We start from the raw sequence: 24,884 nt of genomic DNA on the forward strand, positions 1-24,884 counted from the left end.
AGCTAAGCACTAACTTAAGGATTCATAAACTTCATATCCACGTTAACCGCTACATAAGCAGCAATAAATATAGCAGCAACCAAAACGACAAGGCCGATATAATTCTTATTTTTATCTTGTTTAATCATCCAGATCAACAACAAAATAAAAGGGATCAGCATCATGCCGAAAAACAAAAAACTCATTGAATTCATAACAAATTATTAGTATTTAAAACTCCATTCTCGATGCAGGTGCAATATCCTGACCAACGAACTCCTTATTTATAAACTTATAATGGGCGGCTATTGCGATCATTGCCGCATTATCTGTACAATATTCAAAAGCAGGAACAAAAACATTCCAGCCGAGCTCTACAGATTTTTCCTCCAAAGCTTTACGTAGTCCTGTATTTGCAGAAACCCCGCCAGCAATGGCAATATCCTTAATATTATATTGTTTTGCAGCTTTTTTCAACTTATTTAACAAGATATGAACAATGCTATGCTGTACCGAAGCACAGATATCGTTTAAATTCTCCTGAATAAATTCTGGATTCAATTTCTCCTGCGCCCTGATAAAATACAAGATAGCGGTCTTCAGGCCACTAAAACTATAATTCAAATCTTTGATCTGAGGTTCAGGAAACTTATAAGCCAGCGGATTCCCTTTTGCAGCATGCAAATCAATCAGGGGCCCACCCGGATAAGGGAGATTTAAAATCTTAGCTGTTTTATCAAATGCTTCACCAGCCGCATCATCCAATGATTCACCTATAATCTCCATATCAAAGAAGTCTTTAACCAGGACTATCTGCGTATGTCCGCCAGAAACCGTTAAACATAAAAACGGGAACGAAGGTTTAGGATCTTCAATAAAATGTGCGAGAATATGCGCATGCATATGGTTCACAGCGATTAGCGGTAAATCTAAAGCCAGTGCAAATGATTTAGCAAATGACACCCCTACCAGTAAAGATCCCAATAATCCGGGCCCCCTGGTAAAAGCTATTGCATTTATATCCTTTTTACTAACTTTAGCATCGATTAATGCTTGTTGAATAACTGGTACAATATTTTGCTGATGGACCCTTGAAGCTAATTCAGGAATTACACCACCATAATTTTGATGAATAGTTTGGTTTGCAATAACATTGGCAGTAATTTTGCCGTTATTACAAATAGCAACAGAAGTTTCATCACAAGAGGATTCGATAGCAAGTATTACTGACACGTTGATTATTATTAAGCTACAAAACTATCAAAAAACTATTAAAAATACTTCTTTGGTTTATTGCATCGATTCTGCTGCTACTCGCGATCATCTTATTTTCGCTTCAGTTCCGGCCTGTGCAGACATTTGTGGCAAAAAAAGCAGCAGCTTATCTTTCCAGCGAATTAAATACGACCATATCTTTACACAGTATTTACGTTAAACCGTTTAAATCTGTAGTCATTGAGGACCTTTTGGTACTTGATCAGCAAAAAGATACGCTGTTAAGCACCCCTAAATTTATTGTAGACCTTAACCTTTTGTCCTTTGACAAACGGATTATTGACATCAATACTGTACAGTTAAACAACGGTGCCTTCTTTCTAAAAAAATATAAAGGAAAAAATAAAGGAACAAATCTTGATTTTATCATTGACTATTTTCATTCGGGAACAACAACACCGGTTGTTAAGAAGAAAAATCCATATAAGATCACTTTTAACCGTGTAATCCTGAATAATATTCAGTTAAAATACAAAAACCTGAATGTTGATACCGTGATCAACGGGGTTAATTTCGAAGATGTAGAACTAACTGGTCTGAATGGTATTTTTGAAAAGCTGAATACTTCTGATCACCTGTTACAGGCCGATATAAAAAATCTGACTTTCAAAGAAAAAAGCGGTTTTTATCTTAAAAACCTAAGTGCATTTACCACGGTAGATACCAATCGTATTGAACTTAAAAAACTAACCCTTATTACCAATAAAAGTCATTTGACAGACTACTTCGAAATGAGGTTCCATGACTATGACGACTTTAATGACTATGTCAATAAAGTAAGAATGAAAGCTCATTTTAAAAACAGTCACCTGGAATCGAAAGATGTAGCCTATTTTGCATCAGAGGTTTCAAAAATGAACCTGAATATTGACATTGACGGGCAGATTACCGGTCTTGTTAATAACCTGAAAGCGAAAAAGCTTTCTGTAAAAGCTGGTAAAGCGACCTATATCAAAGGTGATTTCAACCTCAAAGGTTTACCTTATCTGGATGAAACTTTTATGGAAATGAAGGTTGACATGGCCTCTACCAATAAAAAGGATTTAGATGAGCTCGTAACTAATATTACCGGAAACCGGAAAAAGGTAATCCCTGTTATCGTCCAGAAATTTGGGGATATCTATTTCAATGGAAATTTCACCGGTTTCCAAAATGACTTTATTGCCTTTGGTGAATTTAAGACTAAACTGGGAAGAATTGTTTCAGATGTAAATATGAAAATCAGTAAAAAGGGTGTACCCTCTTATTCTGGTAATGTCAAAACATATGACTTTAATTTAGGTAACCTCATTGATGAAAACAGCCTGGGCAGAATAACTGCCTCCGTGTATGTAAAAGGTAAAGGAACGGAGCTCAATAGCCTGACAGAACAAATCAATGGTGATATTCAATATATAGACTTCAATGACTACCGCTATTCCAATGTCAAAATTGATGGTACTTTTGACAAAAAATATTTTGATGGTAAGCTAAGTATCAATGATAAAAACATACAGCTTGCGTTTGACGGAGGGGTAAACTTAAATCCCAGGCTGCCAGTATTTGACTTTAAGGCTTCTATCAGAAAAGCAAAACTCCGTAACCTGCACCTGTTTAAGGATTCGCTGATGGTTGATGCAAACTTTAGCACCAATTTTTCTGGAACCAACCTCAACAACATTCAGGGAGACCTCCTTATTGAGAAGATCAGGCTTAATAATGTCAAAGGAATATATAATATTGACTCCATACAGCTGCAAGCCAAAGGCATTGGAGCTGACAGGACGTTAAAAGTCAACTCTGATGTACTTGAAGCGAGTATCCAGGGGCAGTATGACCTGAATACACTTCCATCCTACTATAAATCGCTGGCCAAAACCTATATTCCATCTCTTAAAGCCGATATCGTCAATTTCAGAAACCAGATATTCAAATTCCGGCTTAAAATTAAACGTTTCGAGCCTGTTGCCGAATTAATTGCCCCAGGCCTGGAAATAGATGACACAGCCGAATTATATGGGGATTTTGATTCTGAAAAGAAAATTGCCATCCTGAACGGTTATATCAAAAAACTAAAATATAAAGGTGTTATAGCCAATAACATCATCATAGATGAAAATACGACAAGTAATCAGCTGCAGGCTATTATTACATCAGACCGCGTAGATCTGAATGATAGTTTATATATCAAAAACGTCAATATTTCAAACGTCCTGCGTAATGACAGTCTTGCACTTAACGTAAAATTATCGAATGCAGATGATGCCAATCAGCTGGATTTAAACGGTCTGGTTGAATTTGGTAAAGACAGCACGCGGATCAGTATCCTGCCATCCTTACTTAAAATCAACAGTGAAGACTGGGCTATACAGGATAAAGTAAAGATCAGTTTTAAAGAAGGTAAAACAGAAATCAGTAATTTCGATCTGCGAAACGGCAATCAGCTGTTAACTGTTGATGGTATTTTATCCGAAAATTCAAAAGACGCCTTAAAAGTTGGCTTTAAAGCTTTCAGTCTAAAAACTTTAAATCCATTCCTAAAAACTGTAGGGGTACAATTATCCGGTAATGTCAATGGGAAGACTAAACTTTATGGATTGCTTAAATCAGTCAGGATAAATGACGATGTTAAAATTGACTCCCTAAATTTCAACGACACTTATATCGGCTCACTGACAGATACCTCTTCTTATAGCCAGGAATCTAATCTTGCTAATATATTTACGCGCATCAACAGAGATGGAAAAGAGACCCTTAATGTAAACGGAAATCTCAATCTTAAAGAGAAAAACATAGACCTTACGGTTAAAATGGATGAGAGTGAGCTTACCGTACTATCTCCGTTTGTAAGTGATCTGGTATCTAATCTTAAAGGGCTTATTTCTACCGATCTCACCATAAAAGGAGCTTTTAACGCCCCAAAAATAGATGGGAGTATCACGCTCGATAAAGCACAGCTTACAGTTAATTATTTAAAGACAGCCTATACCATCACGCACAAAGTAACAGTAGAAAACAGTGTGATCAATGTTGATGACCTTGATTTAAAAGATTCTGGTGGTAATATTGCAACAGCACATGGTACCGTAGATCTAAACAACATTAACACCCCAACCCTTGATGTTAACATTAAAGCCAAAGATTTTATGGCTTTAAATACCACCATAAAAGATAATGAGCTTTACTTCGGTCAGGCCTTTGCTACCGGTACTTTCATTTTCCGCGGGCCAACAAATAAGCTTTTTATTGGGATAGATGCAAAAACAGAAAAAGGAACGGTCTTTAATCTTCCTTTAAACAGTTCTGAAACTGTATCAAATAAAGATTTCATCACCTTCCTCAATAAGGATACAGCTACAAACGTCAAAAAAGCAATAAATTTTGATGGTATAACCATGAGCTTTAAACTGCAGGTAGACCCTCAGAGTACAACCAACCTGTTTACTAATCTGGGTAATCTAAGTGGAAAAGGTAATGCAGACCTTAATCTGGAGATCAATAGTCTTGGAGATTTCGAAATGTCCGGAGATTACATTATTGAATCAGGCAGCTTTGATTTTACAGCACAAGAAATTATCAATAAAAAATTCAATATCAGACAAGGCGGGACAGTCAGGTGGACAGGTAACCCAACACAGGCCCAAATACAGCTTAAGGCTGTCTATGAGCTAAGAGCAGGTCTTTCTGATCTCTATGGTGCAGCGAACAGAGATTTTAGCAGTAATGCTAATTTAAGGGTCCCTGTGGAAGTAGAAATGGGGCTCAGTGGATTGTTATTGCAGCCAGACATCAAACTGGATCTTTTCTTCCCTTCAAATCCATCTATCAAAGAAGAGCTGCAAGCCTATTTCAGTGATCCGAACAATCTGAACCTCCAGGCATTCAGTTTAATCATCAGAAGAAGTTTTGCGCCTGGCACTGGTAAAGAAGATTTAGGTAAACAAGTAACATCTGGTGTTGCCAGTACAGCAACAGAGCTTCTTTTCAACCAGTTCAACAACGTTCTTTCGTCACTTAACCTTGATTTCGTAGATATCAATATCCGCTCTCTGAGTGAAGCCAGTGCCTCATTCAAATTCTTCAACAACCGGGTGATCGTCAATGCAGGTGTCATCGACAACAGAAGTACGAGTGATCTTTCTCCTATAGGTTTTTCAAGAAACAGCGTGGGTAGTGAGGTTGAGATTCTGGCACTCATCCGAAAAGATGGTACACTGACTGGTAAGCTGGCTAATAAGCCACCTACACAGCAAAGTATTTTTGTAAATACCGGAATAAATCAGAACATGAATGTAACTTCATTCGGACTGATCTATTCACAGCAATTTGATAATTTCAGAGAGTTTGTTCAAAAGGTGACCGGAAAGTACCGCAAAAACCAAAAGAAAAAACTGGAAGACCCGCATCCTCATAAAAGCACAAAACAGTCTGTTAATAAAGATGCGGTCACTGAAGAACAAAAGAGGTTACTACAAAATGTAACTCCTCCTAGCCCTTCATTATAGTATGGCCCATCTTATCCCTTTTAGTTTTCAGGTAAGTTTCGTTATGGGAGTTGCTTAAAATCTCAATCGGGATATTTTCTACAACTTCTAAACCATAGCCAATTAATCCTGCTCTTTTAGTTGGGTTATTAGACATCAGACGCATTTTACGAACACCCTGCGCCCTTAAAATCTGTGCACCAACACCATAATCACGTTCATCACCTTTAAAGCCTAACTTAATATTTGCTTCAACAGTATCAAAACCGGCATCCTGGAGATTATACGATAATAGTTTATTTACAAGACCAATACCACGGCCTTCCTGATTCATATATACAACAATCCCTTTACCTTCTTTCTCGATCATCTGCAAGGCTTTATGAAGCTGAGGCCCGCAATCACAACGGCAGGAACCAAAAATATCACCTGTAACACAAGAACTATGCACTCTGACCAGGATAGCTTCATCAGCAGTCCACTCCCCCTTACTTAAAGCAAGGTGTGTTGCATTATTCTCCAGCTGTGTATAAGCAGTCATTTTGAAATCACCCCATTCTGTTGGCAGGTTAATTGTAACCTCCTCTTTAATCAGGCTATCATTTTTCAGACGATAAGCAATCAGATCTTTAATTGAAATTATTTTAAGCTGGTGCTGTGCTGCTATCTTCATCAGATCCGGCAGCCTTGCCATTTCTCCATCTTCTTTCATGATCTCTACAAGCACACCTGCAGGTTCCATTCCAGCCAGTCTGGCTAAATCCACAGCAGCTTCTGTATGTCCGGCACGTCTAAGCACACCGCCATCTTTGGCACGTAAAGGGAATATATGTCCTGGTCTGCCCAGTTCATCGGGATTAGTATCCGGATTGATTAATGCCAGTATAGTTTTAGAACGGTCTGATGCAGAAATACCAGTGGTACAGCCATGACCTATCAGATCTACAGAAACTGTAAAGTTAGTCTCATAAGCCGCAGTATTTTTACCTACCATCAGCTCCAGGTTCAATTCATCACATCTTTCTTCGGTAATTGCCGCACAAATAAGGCCCCTTCCGTGAGTGGCCATAAAATTGATTACTTCGGGTGTTGCATTGGCAGCAGCAGTAAGGAAGTCACCCTCATTTTCACGATCTTCATCGTCTACAACAATAACAACTTTACCGGCTTTTATATCTGCAACAGCATCTTCTATTGCGTTCAGTTTAATTTCCATTTTTTGTCAAACCACTTAAACAAAGGACATATCATTAAATCCAGTTTAAGATCATAAACAAAGTTACAACCTTCCACGGATAATATATATTTAAAATATCATCGTTAAGTAAGTTGTGTTTAATGGAAGCTGAATTTATAAATCCTTGATTTTAGGTTCTTTTTTCTTCTTAAACAGATTTGTGATCAGCGACTTATAATAAGTAATATCAAAGAGTGCAGAATCGACTGTAGCCTTATAAGTTAAAAATGCCCCAACAGGTGACAAGACTATAATTGCCATCCAGATCCCCACTACAGGGTGGATATTTCCCTGATTAGCAGACTTCTCTGCTACTGTAGAAATGATGTGATAAAACAAGAAGAAAACGATAGCCATAACAACTGGCAAACCAAGTCCGCCCTTTCTGATAATTGCCCCCAGTGGCGCACCTATAAAAAACAGCATCAGACAGGAAAATGCAAGTGTAAACTTTCGCTGATATTCTATTCTGATCCTGATCAGGTTTGTAACCCGGTCTTCATGATCAGGTATTCTGCCTTCGACAGTTTGTTTAATAGAGTTAGCCTGATCCAGGGCAGCCTGAACAGTATTGGCTCTTTTGTCCTCCGGAATGTTATTCAGAATAGCCGCGTCAATTTTAACAGGAGTAACTTTACGCTTTGTATATCCTTTAGTATAATTGTTCTGTTTATAATAACTGCTTACCGTAGATCTTGCATAGCGGTTTACACTATCCAGCTCTTTTGTTAAAGAGTCTCTTTTATGGTTCAGTCCTTCAAGATTGAGCATTTGGTTATTTGACCTGAAACTATTTTCATCAGTCCTGTTCATTTTAAAACTGGAAAGATCAAACTTCTGCTCAGTTTGCACAAAACGCATCCGGGTTAGATGCTGTCTGGGATCATAACCAGAATTCTGTCCGCTGGACTCTTCATACCTGACACCATTATTTAGCTTTAAGATCAGGTATTGCTTATCTTTTGTGGTATTCATCGTACCATCTTTAGCTACAATAATCTTTGCGACCCCATTATTCCCGGTATGATCGTAAATCATGATACCTTTCAAATTGGTGCCGTCTTTTCCCTTTTCATCCACACGGATTGAATATCCGGGGATACTATTATTAAATACACCTTCCTTAATCAGAAAAGACAATTTTTTATTTCTTACATCCCACAAGAGAGAGCCAAATTTAAGATTGGCTTTCGGAAGCATATATTCAGAAAACAGAAAAGAAGAAAAAGCTATACCTATAATTAGCACCAATAACGGGCGCATAGCCTTTTGAAGGGATATACCTGCCGATTTTATGGCGACAAGCTCATAGTTCTCCCCTAATGTCCCGAAGGTCATAATAGAAGACAGTAATATTGCCAGTGGCAAAGCCATGGATACATTCGCGGCAGAAGCATAAAACATCAGCTCTACGATTGTATACCATTCAAATCCTTTTCCTATGAGATCGTCAACGTATTTGAACAGGAAAAACATCAGCAAAATAAACATCACAATAAAAAATGTGACGATAAATGGTCTTATGAATGCTTTAAGAAGCAGTATATGGATCTTTTTCAATGTACAAATGTAGGCAATGCAACTGAAATACTATGCACCAATTACAATACTATGCTCCGATTACGCTATGCAGGTAAGTAATCTGGTTATCCCAAATCTGTGTTCTTTCTTTAAGTGTTTCTTCTGTTGCAAAATCAGTAATAGACAGGGCTACATCATTTGTCAATTCATCCTGTACAATTTCCATTTCAAAATAACAGTGTGGTTCGTCATCAATCCATTTGAACTTAACCATCTTATTTTCTTTAAAACTTAACATTTTCGCTTTTTGGACTTCATCATCCCAGGTAAAAGTATATACCTGATCACGAAAAACTACATCATCAGCAAACCATTGAGACAGGCCGTTCGGCTCACTTATAAAACTAAACAAAATACGCGGAGACGATTTCAACTCATATTCTAGGGTAAATTTTTTCTTTTCTGACATCTTAAATCGCTTATATCTTGTTATTTGTAAATTATTTTTATTTTTTTTCCTAAAGAAAAGTATTTTATTCTATATTTGCAACTCTTTAAAAATAAGACGCCCATGGCGGGGTAGCTCAGATGGTTAGAGCGCAGGATTCATAACCCTGAGGTCGGCAGTTCGATCCTGCTCCCCGCTACTTGATAATCAAACCTTTAGATGAAATACTCTAGAGGTTTTTTTATGTCCTAACGTTTCTTATCAAGCTTTTTCTGTGCATTCGCACCAAAAAACCCCTATTTCAAATATAGTATAATAACTGAGAAACAAGCAGAATAAACATATTTCCATATATTTAGTGCTGAGGAACTGTGAGAACCCGTTCGAAAACGGGTTCTCACAAATAATAGTTATTTATTCAAATCTGACACCCACCTGTTCTTCAAGCCAAACGATTCAGAAGGCTGATCGGCTGCAGTAATCACCAATTTTCCACCCTTCATGATTTCGTCATGCGTAATCCAGTTCCGGTCCAGTATTTTGCCGTTCAGCGTTACCTTTTCCACATATTTTCGGTTTTCCACATAGTTATCCACATATATGTTAAGAACTTTTCCTCCGGGCCATTTAAAAGAAACCGTTTTAAATAAAGGAACATTCAAATAGTAAACAGGGGACCCCACACAGGCTGGAGAAAACCCACAGGCTGCAAATACATACCAGGCAGACATTGCTCCGGCATCATCATCCATAGTACGGATATACGCATCAGGCTGGTTTTTATAAATCCTGTCAATAAAAGGATCGATCCCCCTGCTGTTATCGTTAAAATAATACTGAATAACAGTATCTACTGCCAGATGATTTACCAAAGCCTGCGATTTCCAGGGTTTAGAAGAAGCATTGTACATAAAAGGGGCCTGGATGTCTGGTTCATTTGCATGGTTATACTGATCATTATCAAAGAAATGATCCAGCTGCCTGATATAAGCAGCATCTCCGCCCATCAATTCAATCAACCCTTTCAGGTCAAAGGGAGCAAACCAGCGGTATTGCAGAATAGTCCCCTGATATAATCCTCTTGCAGATACACGGTCCACATCGTTTTTAGTCAAATCTTCAAAATCTTTCTTCCAGTGCGTCTTATATTCAGCGGCTTTCTGCAGATATTTTTTACTTAGTTCATCTTTTTTCAGCACTTTCAGGATCTGTGAAAGTGCCCATGCATCATAACTTGATTCCAGTGCTTTATCAGGTTGGCTGTAATCCAGACGGTCCACATCTTTAACCAGTGAATCGCAGATCGTTGCAAAATCAACCTGATATCCTTTACGGTAAGCATCCAGCAGTACAACTATAGCATGTTCAGTTCTCACCGTATTAGAAGGTTCATGCTGAGTTGCATAGTCCTTTTTACCATAAGTATAAAGGTTAGCTATAGAATTAACCATTCCACTATATTTTTCCGGCAATACAATAGACAATAAAGGCAGCTGTGTCCGGTAATTATCCCAAATCGCCCAGCCATTATATATCTTTTCTCTGGAATGCTGTAAACTGCCATCCGTTGCACGATAACTACCATCCTGCTCAGAGATCATATAGGGCGACTGCATTGTACGGTATAATAAAGAATAGAAAAGTTTAGTCCTTTGCTGATCTCCTTCAACCTGGATACGCCCCAGCACCTCATTCCAGCCTTGAGATGCTAAAGATTTCATCCTGGCAAATGAGAAGTTATTTAATCCTCCCTTTGCATGTGCCACATCTACAGAAGAAAAAGAGACCCTGATCTCTGCACTGCTTTCAGCTGCATTCAGTACAGCGGTCAATTTATGATTTGCACTGTCTGTCCATTTTACAGGTTTATCAACAGCAATAAAATAATATATCTTATACGTTCCTGCATTACAGGTCGTCTTCGCCTCTACATATCCACTGATACTTTGTCCATTAATTTCATGTTTCTCACTAACAAAACGGTTGGCCAGTGTATGGCTCAGATCGAAATAAAACCCTTTTGCTCCAGCCGGAAAATCATAATGTTCCAAACCCTGCTTTTCCACAACCGCAAAGGCTGCTTTAATCCCATTAGAAAAAGCGACCGCATAAGTACCTGGCGCAGCAGATTCGGAAGCCTTAATTAACGTAGAAGCCGAAGGCTGAGCGCCCAAATAAGGTTTAATCAAAATATTCCCGCCGCTTCCTTCACAGCCTACCCCTTCAAAGCGGTTATGCGTAAAACCAAGGAATTTCTTTGCGTTATATTCATATCCGGCATGTAATTTAGGATAGGTTTGCGGCCCGATACTTAACATACTAAACGGGTAACTGGCCGCAGGAGACATTTGTCCGTGATCTCCCGATGAACCTAAAAATGTATTGACCAATGCTGCAGGGTCTTTCACCGCAGCAGTTTGAGCGCTTAAACCAAACGGAAAAAGCAGCAGCATAAAAAAGTACTTCATTACCTATAAAATTAGAGTTAGGATAAAAAAATAAAACCAACCCTCCATCTGACAGTCTTTAAGCAATTGACAGTCTAAACAGAGGATTGGTTTTTAAAACTTAACCCGGATTAGTATCCCGGGTTCTGATACATTTTCTGAGGATCAAGTTTATACTCATCAAAAGGAATCGGGAAAAACCTATCCTTAGTATTGAAGTTAGCCAGTTTTGCATTTCCAAAAGTAGCTTGTGATTTTGCTTTGAAGAAAGCAACCAGTTCAGGAGTAGTAAAGAACCTGATCAGATCAAACCAGCGCTGATGCTCAAAAGCAAGCTCCACTCTGCGCTCATGTAAGATCGCCAGTTTCAGTGTAGGATATTTAGCCGAATAATTTGCATCCTTAATCGCATCAGCATATAATGGCATACCTGCCCTTGCACGTACCATATCAAGATATTGAATCGCAACTCCAGTATTACCCTGATCCATATTCACTTCAGCAAGCATCAGGATGATGTCTGCAAAACGCATCAGTGGCGTATCATTTCCTCCATAACCATTTTTACCGGCTCCATCACTCGCATCACGATATTTAGTAATAAACCAATCCTGTACCTGTGTATTTGCAGCATATTTTACAGAAAAAGTTTTCCTTGGATCATTCGCTTCATAATCATTGATTAAATCTGGTGTAACATTTCCTCCAACACCCTGACCGTCTTTAAGCGAGTTGATCGTTTCTCCGATAGGTTGGTTACTGGCAGCAATATTTGAACTGTAAGTAATATCACCCTGCTTATTTACGATTGACAGAATCGTCTCAGGATTATTTGTTTTTTTAACCACATCAAATACATCAGCATAGGGAATATCCTTCAGGTTTGCAAATGGGCGCATTGCATAAGCAGCAGTCAGGTAAGTATTCGCATTGGTCAGGTTATCTGATTTATTGTTATCCAATGTAGAAGCCATAGTTAAATATACCTGTCCCAATAATCCATTGATTGCTGCTTTAGATACCCGCCCAGCATTAGCGCCTGTCTGTAAAGGAGGCAAATTACTGGCCAGTGCATCTTTCAGATCAGCTACAATCTGTGCATATACATTTGCTTGTGGCTGACGGTAAGTATTTGCCGTAATTTCGGCAGTGGTCGTTAAAGTTTTAGTCACCAAAGGTACATCACCCCACTTTCTCACTAAATGGAAATACATTAACGCCCTGATAAATTTAGTCTCTGCCAGATACTGTACTTTAGTATCATTATTGGCGAAAGTTACTTTATCAATATTCGTTGTAATACTGTTACACTGAGCTATCGTTGCATACAAACTTGACCAGTGTGCCTTTAAATAAGTATTACTTGGTAAAATACTAAAATTACCAAACTGGAAAGGTTCCCCTGAATTTGATTGTGAATCATTCGTACCTGTATCATCAGAGCGCTCATCAGTAAATAAACCACTGTTTTCGCCAATATTATTACCACTTCTTAAGGAAGTATAAGCACCATTTACTGCCAGTAAAACACTATTTTCAGACTTAAAGAAATCAGTTACTGCTGTCGCATTTGGATTATTCTGTTCCAGGAAGCTCTTTTTACAAGAAGTTAGTGTTACAAGACCCAGGAAAAATATGACCGTATATCTTTTCATTGCTATATTTTTATATTAATTATTCTTAGAATGTTAATTTGATACCCAGATTATATGCTCTGGCTATCGGATAATTTCCATAATCCACACCCGGAGCTAAGTTTGCACCATTTGCATTAATGTTATAATCTACATCCGGGTTATACCCTTTGTATTTTGTTAAGGTGAATGCATTATCCACACTTGCAAAAACCCTGATATTTTCAACTTTCAGACGTTTACTCAATAGCTTAGGGATATTATAACCTATAGTCGCATTGGTCATTCTCAGATAAGATCCATCCTGCAGATAGAATGAAGACAAACGCGTGCTGTTACTTTGTGTTCCTGCACGTGAAGCACGATAGTTTAAACCACTTCCCGGCTGATCAGGAGATACATATCTGTCTGCAACCTGCACATACTGATTACCCGAACCTTCGAAATTATACAGGTAATAATCCTGTCCGTCCAGCACTTTATTTCCATAAGAACCATTGAATGAAGCACGGAAGTCAAAAGATTTATAAGTAGCAGTTATTGCAAACCCATAGGTAAATTTAGCATAAGGGCTACCGATAACAGTTTTATCATTATCGTCAATCACGCCATCATGGTTCACATCTTCAAAATAAAGGTCACCTATTTTAGCAGGGTTAGAAGAAGAAGCCGAAGGCGCAACTTTGCCTATATTCTCAGCTGTTATTCTTCCCAATGCTTTAAGGCCGTAAAACATACCTACCGGTTGTCCCTTTTCTGTAATGTGGGTTTTATAAGAACGTTCTGCTCCGGCAGTAATGATTGTACTTGCACCACCAAGGTCAAGAACCTTATTTCTGTTTAGCGAGATATTTCCACTCAGACCTAAAGTAAAATCCTTATTCTGAATAACCCGGCCATCTAACTGGAAGTCGAACCCTTTATTTTGAACCTTGCTGTCTTTTAGATTCGTCAGGATCGATGTAGCACCTGATACTGCCGAAATTGGCTGGTTGAACAATAAATTATAAGAACGGCTCAGGTAATAGTTCACAATAAATGACAAACGGTTTTTAAAAATCGTCACATCAGTACCCACGTTATATTGTGAAGTAGATTCCCAGCCAAGATTCTGATCTTTAACATTTCCAGTTAAAACAGCAGAAGAAATAGCACCTGCTCCAAATACTGCTCCGGTAGGAGAATTTACAGTTTGTATGGCATTATAATTACCAATATTATTGTTTCCGCTCAAACCCCAGCTGGCTCTCATTTTAACAGTTGACTGCTCACCCAAAAAGTCATGGTACCAATTCTCTTGTGACAGGCTCCATCCAGCAGATACGGAAGGGAATGTTCCCCATTTATTTAAAGGCCCGAATCTTGATGAACCATCCGTACGAAGTGATCCTGTAAGAAAATACCTTCCATCATAATTGTAACTCAAACGACCGAAATAAGACAAAAGCGTATTGACAGATTTACCCGTTAAAGGATCGAGCGTAAATAAACTCGGATCTGCCCCTTTATCTGTAATTTCCCCTATCGCATCACTTGTAAAGCCTTTAGCATTCAGCCTGATCAGATCTGTATTCGTTTGCTGCGCAGAATAACCACCCAGCAAATTAAAGTTGTGTTTACCAATTTTCTTATCGTAGTTTAAGGTAAATTCTGCCAGTTTATCTACTTGTGTCAGCGTTTGGGCAATTGCATTCGCCGCTGCAATAGCAGATGGAGAATAAGGTGGATTTCCACCTCCGTTACTTAAACTGGTAGGCAGATAATAATCATATTTTTCATTATAGGCCTGCGTACCCAGGTTAGCTTTGAAAGAAAGTCCGTCAAGGATCTGATAAGTTGCATTTGCATTGATCGTACTTCTGTAACCTAACCTGTTACTTTTGGTTTCTTCAACCGAAGCCAATGGATTTTCTATTCCCTGGAAACCAAACTGGTTAGCCAGTCCGGCCATTCCATATTTTATCGGGGCACCATTTGCATCTCTTGCAGGCAAATAAGGAATATAAAGTAATGCAGCCATCATTGGACTGAAACGTCCTTCTGCTACTTCTTTACTCGAAGTTTGTGTATAAGATATATTAGCACCTACTTTTAATCTTTTACTAACATTTGCTTCAATATTAGACCGGAAGTTCAGTGTTTTCATTGAAGTATTATCTACAATACCATCCTGATCCTGGTAACCGCCACTCATAAAATACCTGATATCACTGTTACCTCCAGAGAAGGCAAGATTATGACGCTGAAAGAATGCATTTTTATATAATTCATCCTGCCAGTCTGTATTGTATTTAGGCGCGATCTTTTGCTGGGTAGCAAAGTTGTAGATATCCTCAGGAATACTCACAGAAGATCCGTTACTTACCTTGGCAATCCTGGTATTATTATCATCAGAGTACATGGCATCGTTCCAGACATTACCTTTATTCACCCAAAGATCTTTGTAAGAGTTATTACGTGCGTTGATCACCAGGTCTTCAAACTGATCTGCATTTAATAATTTTATCTTTTTACCTAATTGGGTAATACCAGCCTGGACATCATATTCAAATCTGCCCTTACCATCTTTACCTTTTTTAGTCGTGATCATCACTACACCGCCCGAAGCCCTTGATCCGTAGATCGCTGCCGATGCCGCATCTTTCAAAATGTCGATCGTTTCGATATCCTCAGGGTTAACGAAAACATTATTTCCTGCAGGATATCCATCAATCACATATAAAGGATCTGAACTTGCATTCAATGAACCAATACCACGAACACGGATTTTTGTACCGGCATATGGGGCGCCGCTTGTTTGTGAAACCTGCACACCGGCTATTTTACCTACCAATGCCTGACCTAAAGTTGGTGCTGATAAGTTTAATTCTGCAGCTTTCACACTACCGATTGCGCCTGTAACATCAGATTTACGTATTTTCTGATAACCAATAGCCACAACTTCCTGCAATGAATTGCTTGATTCTTTCAGTTTTATATTGACAACAGTCTGATTAGTGATCAGCACTTCCTGTTTATCATAACCGATATAGTTGAAACTCAGCTTTGACCCTGAAGCTACACTGATCGCATACCTTCCTTCCACATCTGTACCTGCTTTTTTACCTGAAGACAGGTCCACAACAGTTACACCAGGCAAAGGCAGGCCATTCATATCCGTTACTACACCTCTTACCTCAACCTGTACAGTTGATACAACTGGCTTTACAGGAACTACAGCGGCTACTTCTTCCTGCTTCTGTACCTTGATTAGTACGTGGTTATTATCCACCTGGGTAATACTGCCTTTATATTCCTTCAGGAGTTGTTTTAATATAAAATAAACCGATTTAGCGTCTACAGTTAAAGAAACTTTCTTCTTAGTGTCAATCACATTATCATAACCGATCAGAAAATTAGATTTACGCTCAATAATCTTAAACACCTCTCTCAAAGTGACATTATTTGCAGTAAATGAAATATTAGTGTTATTAATAGTCTGTGCTTCGGCTGCTACCGCAGGAAGACTAAGCTGGATAAAAAACGTAATTGCCAGCATTAATTTCACCATTCCGGATTTCACACCTGATTTAGTGGATTTTAAGGATGGGATAAGATAAAATTTTTGCATTTTTGAGTTAAATAAATAATTTGAACGATTATTGAATTTTTGTGCCTTTCAGGCAAAACATCAATGGGGGTCTGGTTGCACAGTCCCCATTGTTAAACTGCTTTCTCTTTTACATTTTTCTTAAGATTTCTTAGGGTTAATAATCACTATCCTTCCATTCATAGTATAAGTCATACCGGTTAAGTTTGATAAAACATTAAGGACTTTATCTGCCCGTTCATTATAAAAACTAAGTGTATATCGCTTTAAATCATGATGTGCTGTTAGCGTAACATCCAGGTTATACCAGCGGCCCAGAGAACGGGCAATCTCCTCATAAGAAGCATTTTCAAAAATCAAATGATTGGTACGCCACGAACTGACAGAGTCCGAATTTACAGTGGTCACCAGGTGACTGTCTTTCACCCTATTGTAAACCAGTGCCTGGTTATGTGTTAAAGCTTTGGCATATAATGCCGGTTTTGAAGATGTTCCTTTGCCTTCTACCTTCACTCTTCCGGTAGCCACACTGATCTTCATCTGCTCATCTTCGGGATAAGCCCTGATATCGAAAGAAGTTCCCAGGACAGTAGTCTGCAATTTCCCCGAATGGATAACAAATGGTTTAGTGGCATCATGATGCACCTGGAAAAAGGCTTCTCCTGTTAACTTCACCTCTCTTTTGTTCTCCCCAAACCTGGAAGAAATAAAAATACTGGAACCTGAATTTAAGAAGACAGTAGTTCCGTCCTTCAGTGTGATTTCTTTTTTCACTCCTCTGAGTGAACTAATCTCAGTAAAAGTTTCCGGCTGTATAATCTTCTTTGTAAACCTGTTTCTCATTAGAAAGCCTGAAACCAGCAGCGTAAAAAATACTGCAGCAATCTGTAACCAGCGGAAATTCATTTTACGTACGGGGACCTCTTCTGCCAGAAAAGTATTTATTCTTGAATCCAGATCTTCAAAAACTGATATTTCTTCATCACGACTCAGCTTCTTACCCTGCTGCCCATCATGGTGCTCAAACCAGGTTTCTACCAAATTGCGTTCTTCGGCTGTAACTGTACCTTCCTGGTACCTCTTAAATAATACTCTGATCCTTTCGTCCAAAACTGTGCTTTATTATAGCTCGCGTTCAGGCACAGAATGTCCTTTAAGGAATTGTTAACTTTACATTAGGTTTTTGATCAGCCCGAATAAGGCCCGGGACAACGGGATTTTGCTGCCTTGCGATCCGGCAATTGTATTATTTGATAAAAAACAGGAACAACGCAAAGATCTCAGGATGGCTCTCTTTTAAAGTCAGCCTTAAGCGTTTGAGTGCTTCAGAAATATTATTGCGGACAGTTTTCTCCGAAATATTCAGCATATCTGCAATCTCCCTGTTCTTCTTTCCTTCATGTTTACTGAGCTGGTAGCACTGGCGCGTAGTTTCAGGAAGCTTTTCTACAATAACATTAATTTGCTGGTGCAGTTCTCTTGCCATCGTATTTTCCTCCGCAGAATAATCAAGTGTATTTAAACCTTCCAATAAAAGGCCTTCATTTTTTAACTGGATATTTTTTCTTCTGAAGGCAGATATGACCTGGTTTCGGGCAACGACATATAAATAAGGTTGAATATCACGGATATCTGCTAACGTATCTCTTTTAAGCCATAGCTCCAGAAAGATCTCCTGCACTACATCTTTTGCATCTTCCAGATCAGGAAGCCGCAGATTTACGATAGCAAAAACACTTTTCTTATGCTGTTGATAAAATTCTTGAAATAAGTATTTATCCATTATGATTATTCTTCAAGCCCACGTCTCTGCCAAAAGTAGATTTACCGTATATGCCCCAGATTAAATTCATGTTAACAATATGTTAATTAGATGAAATACAGTAACTTACTCAATACACGACTATACCTATAGGCCGATTTGCTCATTAAAAGCAAGTTATAAGGGGCAAATGGCTTGATTTACCTCCCGGCTTTCTGAAAATTTACTAATTTCTGTATATTTAGCCATATTGAATTAAAAATTTCAATCAGACACAGGTTCCTGTCTTCATATACTATCTTTAAAAATGCATCATCAAGAATTTGAGTCTCCTGAAGAGTTAAAAGATACCATAAAGTGTTTTTGGTACAACAAAAGAGATTCAGGAGAGCTGTCATCAAGTTTTGAGATACTGCCAGACGGTTACGCTGAAATTATTTTTCATTTCGGAAGCGTATCCAGCATTACTTACGACGGGACCTTGCAACCATTGCCATCCCCTTTTATTATGGGCCTGCTTAATCAGCCTGTTCTGCTAAGCACAAAAAACCGTTTAGAAATCATTGCGATCAGATGTTTCCCCTGGACTGTATTCGATTTGCTCGGATTACCATCCGGTAAAGAAGAAGTGTCCATACTTGAACATCCTATCGCCCATCTTCAATCCATATTGAAAAAGTTAGTCCATGCGGGTAAAATAGATGAAGCGATTGCTCAGGTAACACAGTATTTTTTAAATACACAGTCACAGATTGCTATAGAAAACAATATGCTGTTCAAAGCGGGGGTTGCTATGCGGAAAGCTAAAGGCACTGTTCCGGTAAGCCAGATAGCAGAGGCAGCTCATACTACAGTGCGTACATTAGAAAGAAAATTCAAGCAATCTTCTGGTCATACGGTAAAAGACGTGTCTGCTGTCATGCGCTTTGAGCAAGTACGAAACCAATTATGGACTTATCCGGATTCAAACCTTGCCGGCCTTGCCCATGAACTGGGCTATACAGATCAATCCCATCTCAGCAGAGAGTTTAAGCGTTACAGCGGTACTACACCAGCAGCATTTGCGCGAAAAGCGAAGAAAGAGAAACAGGCCATCAACAAAGATTTTGTCGTCTTTATACAAGTCTGACAAGGGACTATTTCAGAATTTTGTATTTCAATCATTCTATATGAAAACAACAACTGAAAATAATAAATCCATATCAGATAATTCTATTTACGACGTAATCATTTCCGGTGCTGGGCCTGTGGGACTATTCCTCGCCTGTGAACTGGCGCTGGCCAAATGTTCAGTACTGATACTCGAAAAAACAGAAAACCCACACTCGCCCCTGAAACAAATGCCTTTTGGGATACGGGGACTGTCTGCGCCTACTATTGAAGCACTTGACCGTCGTGGCCTGCTAGAAAAACTGGAACTCCATAAACGCGTTAAAAAACCACACGCAACAGCAGCACAGGGAGCTGGCCGTCAGGCAGGACACTTTGCCGGCATTCCATTTCATGAAGATAATATTGACACCTCACAGTGGAAATATCGTCTGCCAAGCTCAACAGCGCCTGTTTTAGTGTCCGAAATGGAAGAACTTGAATCTATACTTACCGGCCGTGCAAATGACCTGGGTGTAGTTATCAGGCGTGGCATTGCCATCACCGGCTTTCATCAAACCTTAGATGAGGTCACAGTTGAGTCAGGTGACCAGTCTTTTCAGGGTAAATGGCTTATAGGATGTGATGGAAGCCGCAGTATTGTCCGCAAACTGAGCGGATTTGAGTTTGCTGGTACAGAGCCGGAATTTACCGGCTATACTGCTAAGGTTGACTTTGCAGACCCGGAAAAACTCAGCCCGGGCCGGAACGTGACACCAACAGGCATGTACCTTCAATCTCAGCCGGGTTATCTGGCTATACAAGAGTTTGATCACGGCGCATTTCATAATTCAAAAAACCCAATCACGCCTGAACATGTGCAGGAGGTTTTACGCCGCATCTCGAACACTGATGTTACGATCACCGCCTTACATATGGCCACCACCTGGACCGACCGGTCAAGACAAGCGACCAGCTACCGCAAAGGGCGGATACTTTTAGCCGGTGATGCCGCGCACATTCATGCACCATTGGGTGGCCAGGGGCTTAACCTTGGATTAGGTGATGCCATGAACCTTGGCTGGAAACTCGCAGCAACTATCCAGGGTAAGGCCCCGGAAGGTTTACTGGACACTTATTTCACCGAAAGGCACCCCATTGGTTCAAAGGTGCTGGATTGGTCACGCGCTCAGGTTGCCATCATGAAACCAGATCCGGACTCGCGTGCGCTTTATGCAATTGTCCGTGACCTGATGAACACCCGCGATGGTGCCACCTATTTTGCAGCAACAGTATGGGGTGTTTTAACAAAATATGATTTTGGTACAGGCCACCCTGTAACAGGTCACAGCATTCCCAACTTTGAGTTCGGAGATGGTGTAACAATTAGCAGCTTAATGCACAATGGCCAGGGCATATTACTTGATTTTGAAAAGGATGCTTCACTTCAGGCTTTAGCAGATCAATATAGCGGCCAGATCAGGTATATTTCAGGCAATCCAAAAATTCGATTGGGTATAAGCGCCCTCTTAATACGTCCTGATGGGGTTATCGCCTGGGCATCTGACCAGCATCCGGATTACAGCGAACTCAAAAAGGCTGCAGATCGCTGGTTTGTTTGCAATTAGAAACGGGTTCCTGTTTTATCTATTCATTTCGTATTTTTGAATCTGAAATTCAGCTGATGAAAACACAACAAGAGCTATCAAACGGAGAGAACATAATCGATACGATCGAGATCTCCACCCCGCTGGGCCCCATGCTGGCTGGGGCTACATCTCAGGGTGTTTGTATCCTGGAATTTATTAACCGGATTAAATTGGAAAAAGAAATCCTTGATTTGCAAAAACTGCTCAATGCAGTTATGCTACCCGGAAATAACCCCCATTTAGATCAATTAGCAAATGAACTGACAGAATATTTTGAAGGCAGGCGAAAAGTATTCTCAGTTCCTTTACATATACCAGGAAATGAATTTTCACAGGCCGTCTGGAAGACATTGCAGGAAATTCCATATGGGCAGACCTGTTCCTATAAACAACAGGCCGATAAAATGAATAATCCAAAAGCGATCCGTGCAATTGCAACAACCAATGGCCGGAACCGCCTGGCCATTATCGTCCCCTGTCATCGTGTAATAGGCAGTGATGGCAAAATGATTGGATATGCCGCTGGAGTAGAAAAGAAAAAGTGGCTGCTTAAATTTGAAAGAAGTCATTCAGAAATACCGGCAGATAGTTTATTTTAGTAAAATGCAAACTTACAAAGACTTCAAAATCGGCCAGTGGGTAAAATCATATGGAAAGGGATTTCACAGAATAGAAGAGTTCATCCCTATTGAATATGAAGAATATCATTCTTTTGTTATGGGAGATTGGGAAACAGGTGCAATTACCAAAAGTCAGATTGGGACCTTACAGGAAGAACCCCTCGTTAAATTAAAACGTCTTTTTAACTCAAAATTCAAGAAGCAGCTTGGTGCAGACTATTGCTCGGGGTATTATTTAAAGAATTTAACAAAAGACGAACTGAAAAACATTGAAGAACAACTCCAGTTAAATCCAAAATATATAACCGATTTTGACCGGTATGTTCTCCCGAAATTTGAAACCCGTTACGGATTAAGTTTTTTATTAACAGCAGAAACTATTCCCATGGTTAAAGAACTGGCACAATTGCTCAGGAAGGATGAAGGTAAGACCTTTACCGAAATCTTTGATTGGCTGGATCATAAGAATTACAAACAGCTTCTTTATAAACAGCAATCACCAGCCGATAACAAAGGATATTACCTGCAATTCATCAATTGGGATTACCAGGTAAAAGACAACAGGTTATTATTTACCGATCTGCTTGCCTTCACGCCAGAATTTGCAAAAATAGACACCATTTAGTACCTATTTAAATGAGGAAAATAATATTAATTGCGGGATTTCTAATTGCAGGAATTACTGTATCTGCTCAGACGCGGCCAGACTTACAACAAATCGCTCTTTGGGGCAACCGTATTCCTGATGGGCCAGGCCCGCAGGGAGAAGAAAAAGTATCAGCTTCCGGTTCGGTAACGAATGTATCAAATCCCAGGCTGATTGTCCATAAACCAGTCAGACCAAATGGGACAGCCATATTAGTTATCAGTGGTGGCGGCTATGCCCATATTGAATTAGGAAAAGAAAGTACACCGGCAGCAGACTGGCTTCAATCTCATGGTATCACTGCCTTTGAACTTGTTTACCGATTACCGCAGGAAGGCTGGAGAACAACCAATGTACCTTTTCAGGATGCACAGCGGGCAATGAGAATAATCAGAAGTTTAGCTGCACAATATGGAATAGACCCTGCTAAAATTGGCATACTGGGCTTCTCGGCAGGCGGACATCTGGCTGGAATGACTGCAAGTCAGCCAGATAAAAAATTCTACAAACACCAGGATGCTACAGATGCTTTATCAGCGAGACCAGATTTTGAAGGGCTCATTTATCCTGTCATCACCATGCTTCCTCCTTTCAATAAGACACATTCCAAAAAGAGCATTCTGGGAGCAGATCCTGGCCGCCCAAAAGAAGAAGAATACTCAGTAGAAGTTCAGGTTACAAGTAATACACCCACAACTTTTATTACCCAGGCCATTGACGACCCTATTTCTCCAATAGACAATACTTATTTAATGAGCGCAGCTTTAGAAAAAGCAGGTGTACCGGTTGAAAAACATATTTTTCAAACCGGTGGCCATGGCTGGGGTATGGGTAAAAAAGATTCACCCGTTTCGGCATGGCCAAAGCTTTTCCAAACGTGGGCGAAATCTAATGGATTCTGGAAATAATTCTCATTGTGTGTTTCACACCTGAGATAAAAAAAGGCCGGAGAAAAATTATTCTCTGGCCTGGGGAGCCTGGTTTATATTCTGCCAGGCAATTTTGATACGTTTCTAATTTGCATATGCATGAAAAGCTATTCCTTCTTTTCTAAAATTAACATCATTTCCAATAAAAGGTTGATCGTTAGGGGTAAAATACCGGTCACCATTTCTTGAATTACGATAAGCAAAAACAGGAACAGTTCCTTCAGCTGGCGCCGCAAACGCGTAAAAAGCTATTCCCTCTTTTCTAAAATTAACATCATTTCCAATAAAAGGTTTGTCATCCGGGGTAAAGTACCGATCGCCATTTCTTGAATTACGGTAAGCATTTACAGGAACAGCTCCTTCCGTTGGTTTCGAAAATGCGTAAAAGGAAATCCCTTCTTTTCTAAAATTAACATCATTTCCAATAAAGGGTTTGTCGTCAGGTGTAAAGTAGCGGTCTCCATTTGATGAGTTACGATAAGCATAAACAGGCACTTCACCTAATTCTTTAGGCTGACTATCTTTGATATGTTTTTCAACTGCTGCCTTAACTTGTTCTTTTTTAACCGGATCGGCAATAAAATCATAAAGAAAAACAGCTTTCCCTACATCAAGTAACGCGGCATTTCTGTCGTTAATACTCTGTTGCCAGCTTGCAATATTTATGTTTTCAGTCGTATTTCCATCTTTATCAATGGATACACTTCTTCCCGAGTTTGTCCCTCCATAAAATTTACCGGTATATTCTCTATTACGCGTCTCGGTCGTAATTTTAGTAACTTCTTCTTTACTCATATCCGAATTGATATTAACGCCAATCAATTTCAGCACACTAAATCCTAATCCTGCTTTTACGGATTTAGTTTTTTTGTTAGAGTCACTTGCGTTTTCTATATAACCGCTATAATTAAACCTTAAGCGCCCCCCAATACTAATATCCAGCATGACATGGGTACCATATCTTTTCACTAAATCATCTGCACTCTTAGTGGCCACATTATTTACAAACTCTGGCGTTAAATATTGCATCAATGATTCCATGCTAACATCACCATTGAATCTTATTCTTTTTACCCTTTGGGATACCTCGTATGTTGCGTATGAATATTTACTGGAAAAAGTTTTTATGTTCTGGTCAGAACTATTTTTACTCAAACTTCCTGTAAAGATATTTTTGCCACCGGCTGCCTGCTCAGCGTCAGTGCCACCAAAACCAAAATTCCCACTAATTCCCAATGATTTTTTTGTTGTGATATCCTTCAGGTAATCCAGGGCTGAATATCCACCGTAATATTTTTCTGTACCTTCTGTTGTAGTATTTACATCAATTTTGCTGAGCAGGTCAGTTTCAATTCTTTTCATGTCAAAGATTGAGACATCAGATACACTCGAAATGTCAAGTAAGTCGCGGGTAACATCTAATCCATAGCCTAATACATCCCATTTTCCATCCCCTGCCGAATTTACACTGCTTTTTACAGATACATCCGACCCGGATTTAGAAATTTCATTCTTCTTGCAACCACTCACTATAGCTACAAAAGCTAAGATCAAATAGGCCATTTTTGTTTGTTTTCTCATAGTTAAATATTGATT

The 24,884-nt window shown here is 39.3% G+C and carries 17 protein-coding genes and 1 tRNA gene; 7 read left to right on the plus strand and 11 right to left on the minus strand.

Translation table 11 applies throughout. The features are described from left to right. Window positions 1–14: 14 nt before the first annotated feature. Window positions 15–194: a hypothetical protein gene (locus HDE68_RS26120; protein ID WP_183885638.1), complete on the minus strand. Its 180-nt coding sequence runs from the start codon at window positions 192–194 to the stop codon at window positions 15–17. A 16-nt stretch (window positions 195–210) separates the two neighbouring features. After that, window positions 211–1,212: a tRNA (adenosine(37)-N6)-threonylcarbamoyltransferase complex transferase subunit TsaD gene (gene tsaD / locus HDE68_RS26125; protein WP_183885640.1), complete on the minus strand. Its 1,002-nt coding sequence runs from the start codon at window positions 1,210–1,212 to the stop codon at window positions 211–213. A gap of 128 nt (window positions 1,213–1,340) precedes the next feature. On the opposite strand from tsaD, the gene HDE68_RS26130 reads away from it, so the two are divergent. Continuing rightward, window positions 1,341–5,738 carry a translocation/assembly module TamB domain-containing protein gene (locus HDE68_RS26130; protein WP_317617741.1) on the plus strand — a complete coding sequence of 1,466 codons (4,398 nt, stop codon included), beginning with the start codon at window positions 1,341–1,343 and terminating at the stop codon, window positions 5,736–5,738. Here HDE68_RS26130 and HDE68_RS26135 read toward each other — a convergent pair. The 3 genes from HDE68_RS26135 to HDE68_RS26145 form a co-directional block, all read right to left on the minus strand. Then, window positions 5,722–6,933 (minus strand): bifunctional 3,4-dihydroxy-2-butanone-4-phosphate synthase/GTP cyclohydrolase II, encoded by a 1,212-nt coding sequence (locus HDE68_RS26135; RefSeq protein ID WP_183885644.1) that lies wholly within the window; start codon window positions 6,931–6,933, stop codon window positions 5,722–5,724. The two genes, HDE68_RS26130 and HDE68_RS26135, sit on opposite strands and share 17 nt — an antisense overlap. Before the next feature lie 135 nt (window positions 6,934–7,068). Continuing rightward, window positions 7,069–8,514, minus strand: a complete 1,446-nt coding sequence (locus tag HDE68_RS26140) for an LptF/LptG family permease (protein ID WP_183885646.1) — start codon at window positions 8,512–8,514, stop codon at window positions 7,069–7,071. 49 nt (window positions 8,515–8,563) lie between these two features. Further along, the gene (locus HDE68_RS26145) at window positions 8,564–8,944 is read right to left on the minus strand and encodes an START-like domain-containing protein (protein ID WP_041882351.1); all 381 of its coding nucleotides are present in this window, start codon (window positions 8,942–8,944) and stop codon (window positions 8,564–8,566) included. A gap of 104 nt (window positions 8,945–9,048) precedes the next feature. On the opposite strand from HDE68_RS26145, the gene HDE68_RS26150 reads away from it, so the two are divergent. Next, window positions 9,049–9,122 (plus strand) — tRNA-Met (locus HDE68_RS26150). A gap of 211 nt (window positions 9,123–9,333) precedes the next feature. Here HDE68_RS26150 and HDE68_RS26155 read toward each other — a convergent pair. The 5 genes from HDE68_RS26155 to HDE68_RS26175 form a co-directional block, all read right to left on the minus strand. Further along, the gene (locus HDE68_RS26155; RefSeq protein WP_183885648.1) at window positions 9,334–11,391 is read right to left on the minus strand and encodes a glycoside hydrolase domain-containing protein; all 2,058 of its coding nucleotides are present in this window, start codon (window positions 11,389–11,391) and stop codon (window positions 9,334–9,336) included. A gap of 110 nt (window positions 11,392–11,501) precedes the next feature. Further along, window positions 11,502–13,025 carry a RagB/SusD family nutrient uptake outer membrane protein gene (locus HDE68_RS26160; protein WP_183885651.1) on the minus strand — a complete coding sequence of 508 codons (1,524 nt, stop codon included), beginning with the start codon at window positions 13,023–13,025 and terminating at the stop codon, window positions 11,502–11,504. 25 nt (window positions 13,026–13,050) lie between these two features. Beyond that, on the minus strand, window positions 13,051–16,614 hold the full coding sequence (locus HDE68_RS26165; RefSeq protein ID WP_260171874.1) for a SusC/RagA family TonB-linked outer membrane protein: 3,564 nt from the start codon (window positions 16,612–16,614) through the stop codon (window positions 13,051–13,053). A gap of 120 nt (window positions 16,615–16,734) precedes the next feature. Beyond that, window positions 16,735–17,703: a FecR family protein gene (locus tag HDE68_RS26170; protein ID WP_183885653.1), complete on the minus strand. Its 969-nt coding sequence runs from the start codon at window positions 17,701–17,703 to the stop codon at window positions 16,735–16,737. A gap of 136 nt (window positions 17,704–17,839) precedes the next feature. Further along, a complete protein-coding gene (locus HDE68_RS26175; protein WP_221300967.1) occupies window positions 17,840–18,376 on the minus strand; it encodes an RNA polymerase sigma factor in 537 nt (178 codons plus the stop codon). Window positions 18,377–18,662: 286 nt separating this feature from the next. Between HDE68_RS26175 and HDE68_RS26180 the strand changes: the two genes are divergently transcribed. The 5 genes from HDE68_RS26180 (at window position 18,663) to HDE68_RS26200 (ending at window position 23,267) form a co-directional block, all read left to right on the plus strand. Beyond that, a complete protein-coding gene (locus HDE68_RS26180) occupies window positions 18,663–19,484 on the plus strand; it encodes a helix-turn-helix domain-containing protein (protein ID WP_183885655.1) in 822 nt (273 codons plus the stop codon). A gap of 118 nt (window positions 19,485–19,602) precedes the next feature. Continuing rightward, complete coding sequence (locus HDE68_RS26185) at window positions 19,603–21,072, plus strand: FAD-dependent monooxygenase (protein WP_221300974.1); 1,470 nt, start codon at window positions 19,603–19,605, stop codon at window positions 21,070–21,072. 56 nt (window positions 21,073–21,128) lie between these two features. After that, window positions 21,129–21,692, plus strand: coding sequence for a methylated-DNA--[protein]-cysteine S-methyltransferase (locus HDE68_RS26190; RefSeq protein ID WP_183885657.1), 564 nt, complete (start codon window positions 21,129–21,131; stop codon window positions 21,690–21,692). A gap of 4 nt (window positions 21,693–21,696) precedes the next feature. Next, the gene (locus HDE68_RS26195) at window positions 21,697–22,338 is read left to right on the plus strand and encodes a hypothetical protein (RefSeq protein WP_183885659.1); all 642 of its coding nucleotides are present in this window, start codon (window positions 21,697–21,699) and stop codon (window positions 22,336–22,338) included. Window positions 22,339–22,349: 11 nt separating this feature from the next. Beyond that, the gene (locus HDE68_RS26200; protein WP_183885661.1) at window positions 22,350–23,267 is read left to right on the plus strand and encodes an alpha/beta hydrolase; all 918 of its coding nucleotides are present in this window, start codon (window positions 22,350–22,352) and stop codon (window positions 23,265–23,267) included. 105 nt (window positions 23,268–23,372) lie between these two features. Here the strand turns inward: HDE68_RS26200 and HDE68_RS26205 are convergent, their stop codons facing one another. Continuing rightward, window positions 23,373–24,869: an MAC/perforin domain-containing protein gene (locus tag HDE68_RS26205; protein WP_183885663.1), complete on the minus strand. Its 1,497-nt coding sequence runs from the start codon at window positions 24,867–24,869 to the stop codon at window positions 23,373–23,375. Window positions 24,870–24,884: the final 15 nt, after the last annotated feature.

Origin of the sequence: Pedobacter cryoconitis, from assembly GCF_014200605.1 — a bacterium.
Lineage (GTDB): Bacteria > Bacteroidota > Bacteroidia > Sphingobacteriales > Sphingobacteriaceae > Pedobacter > Pedobacter cryoconitis_B.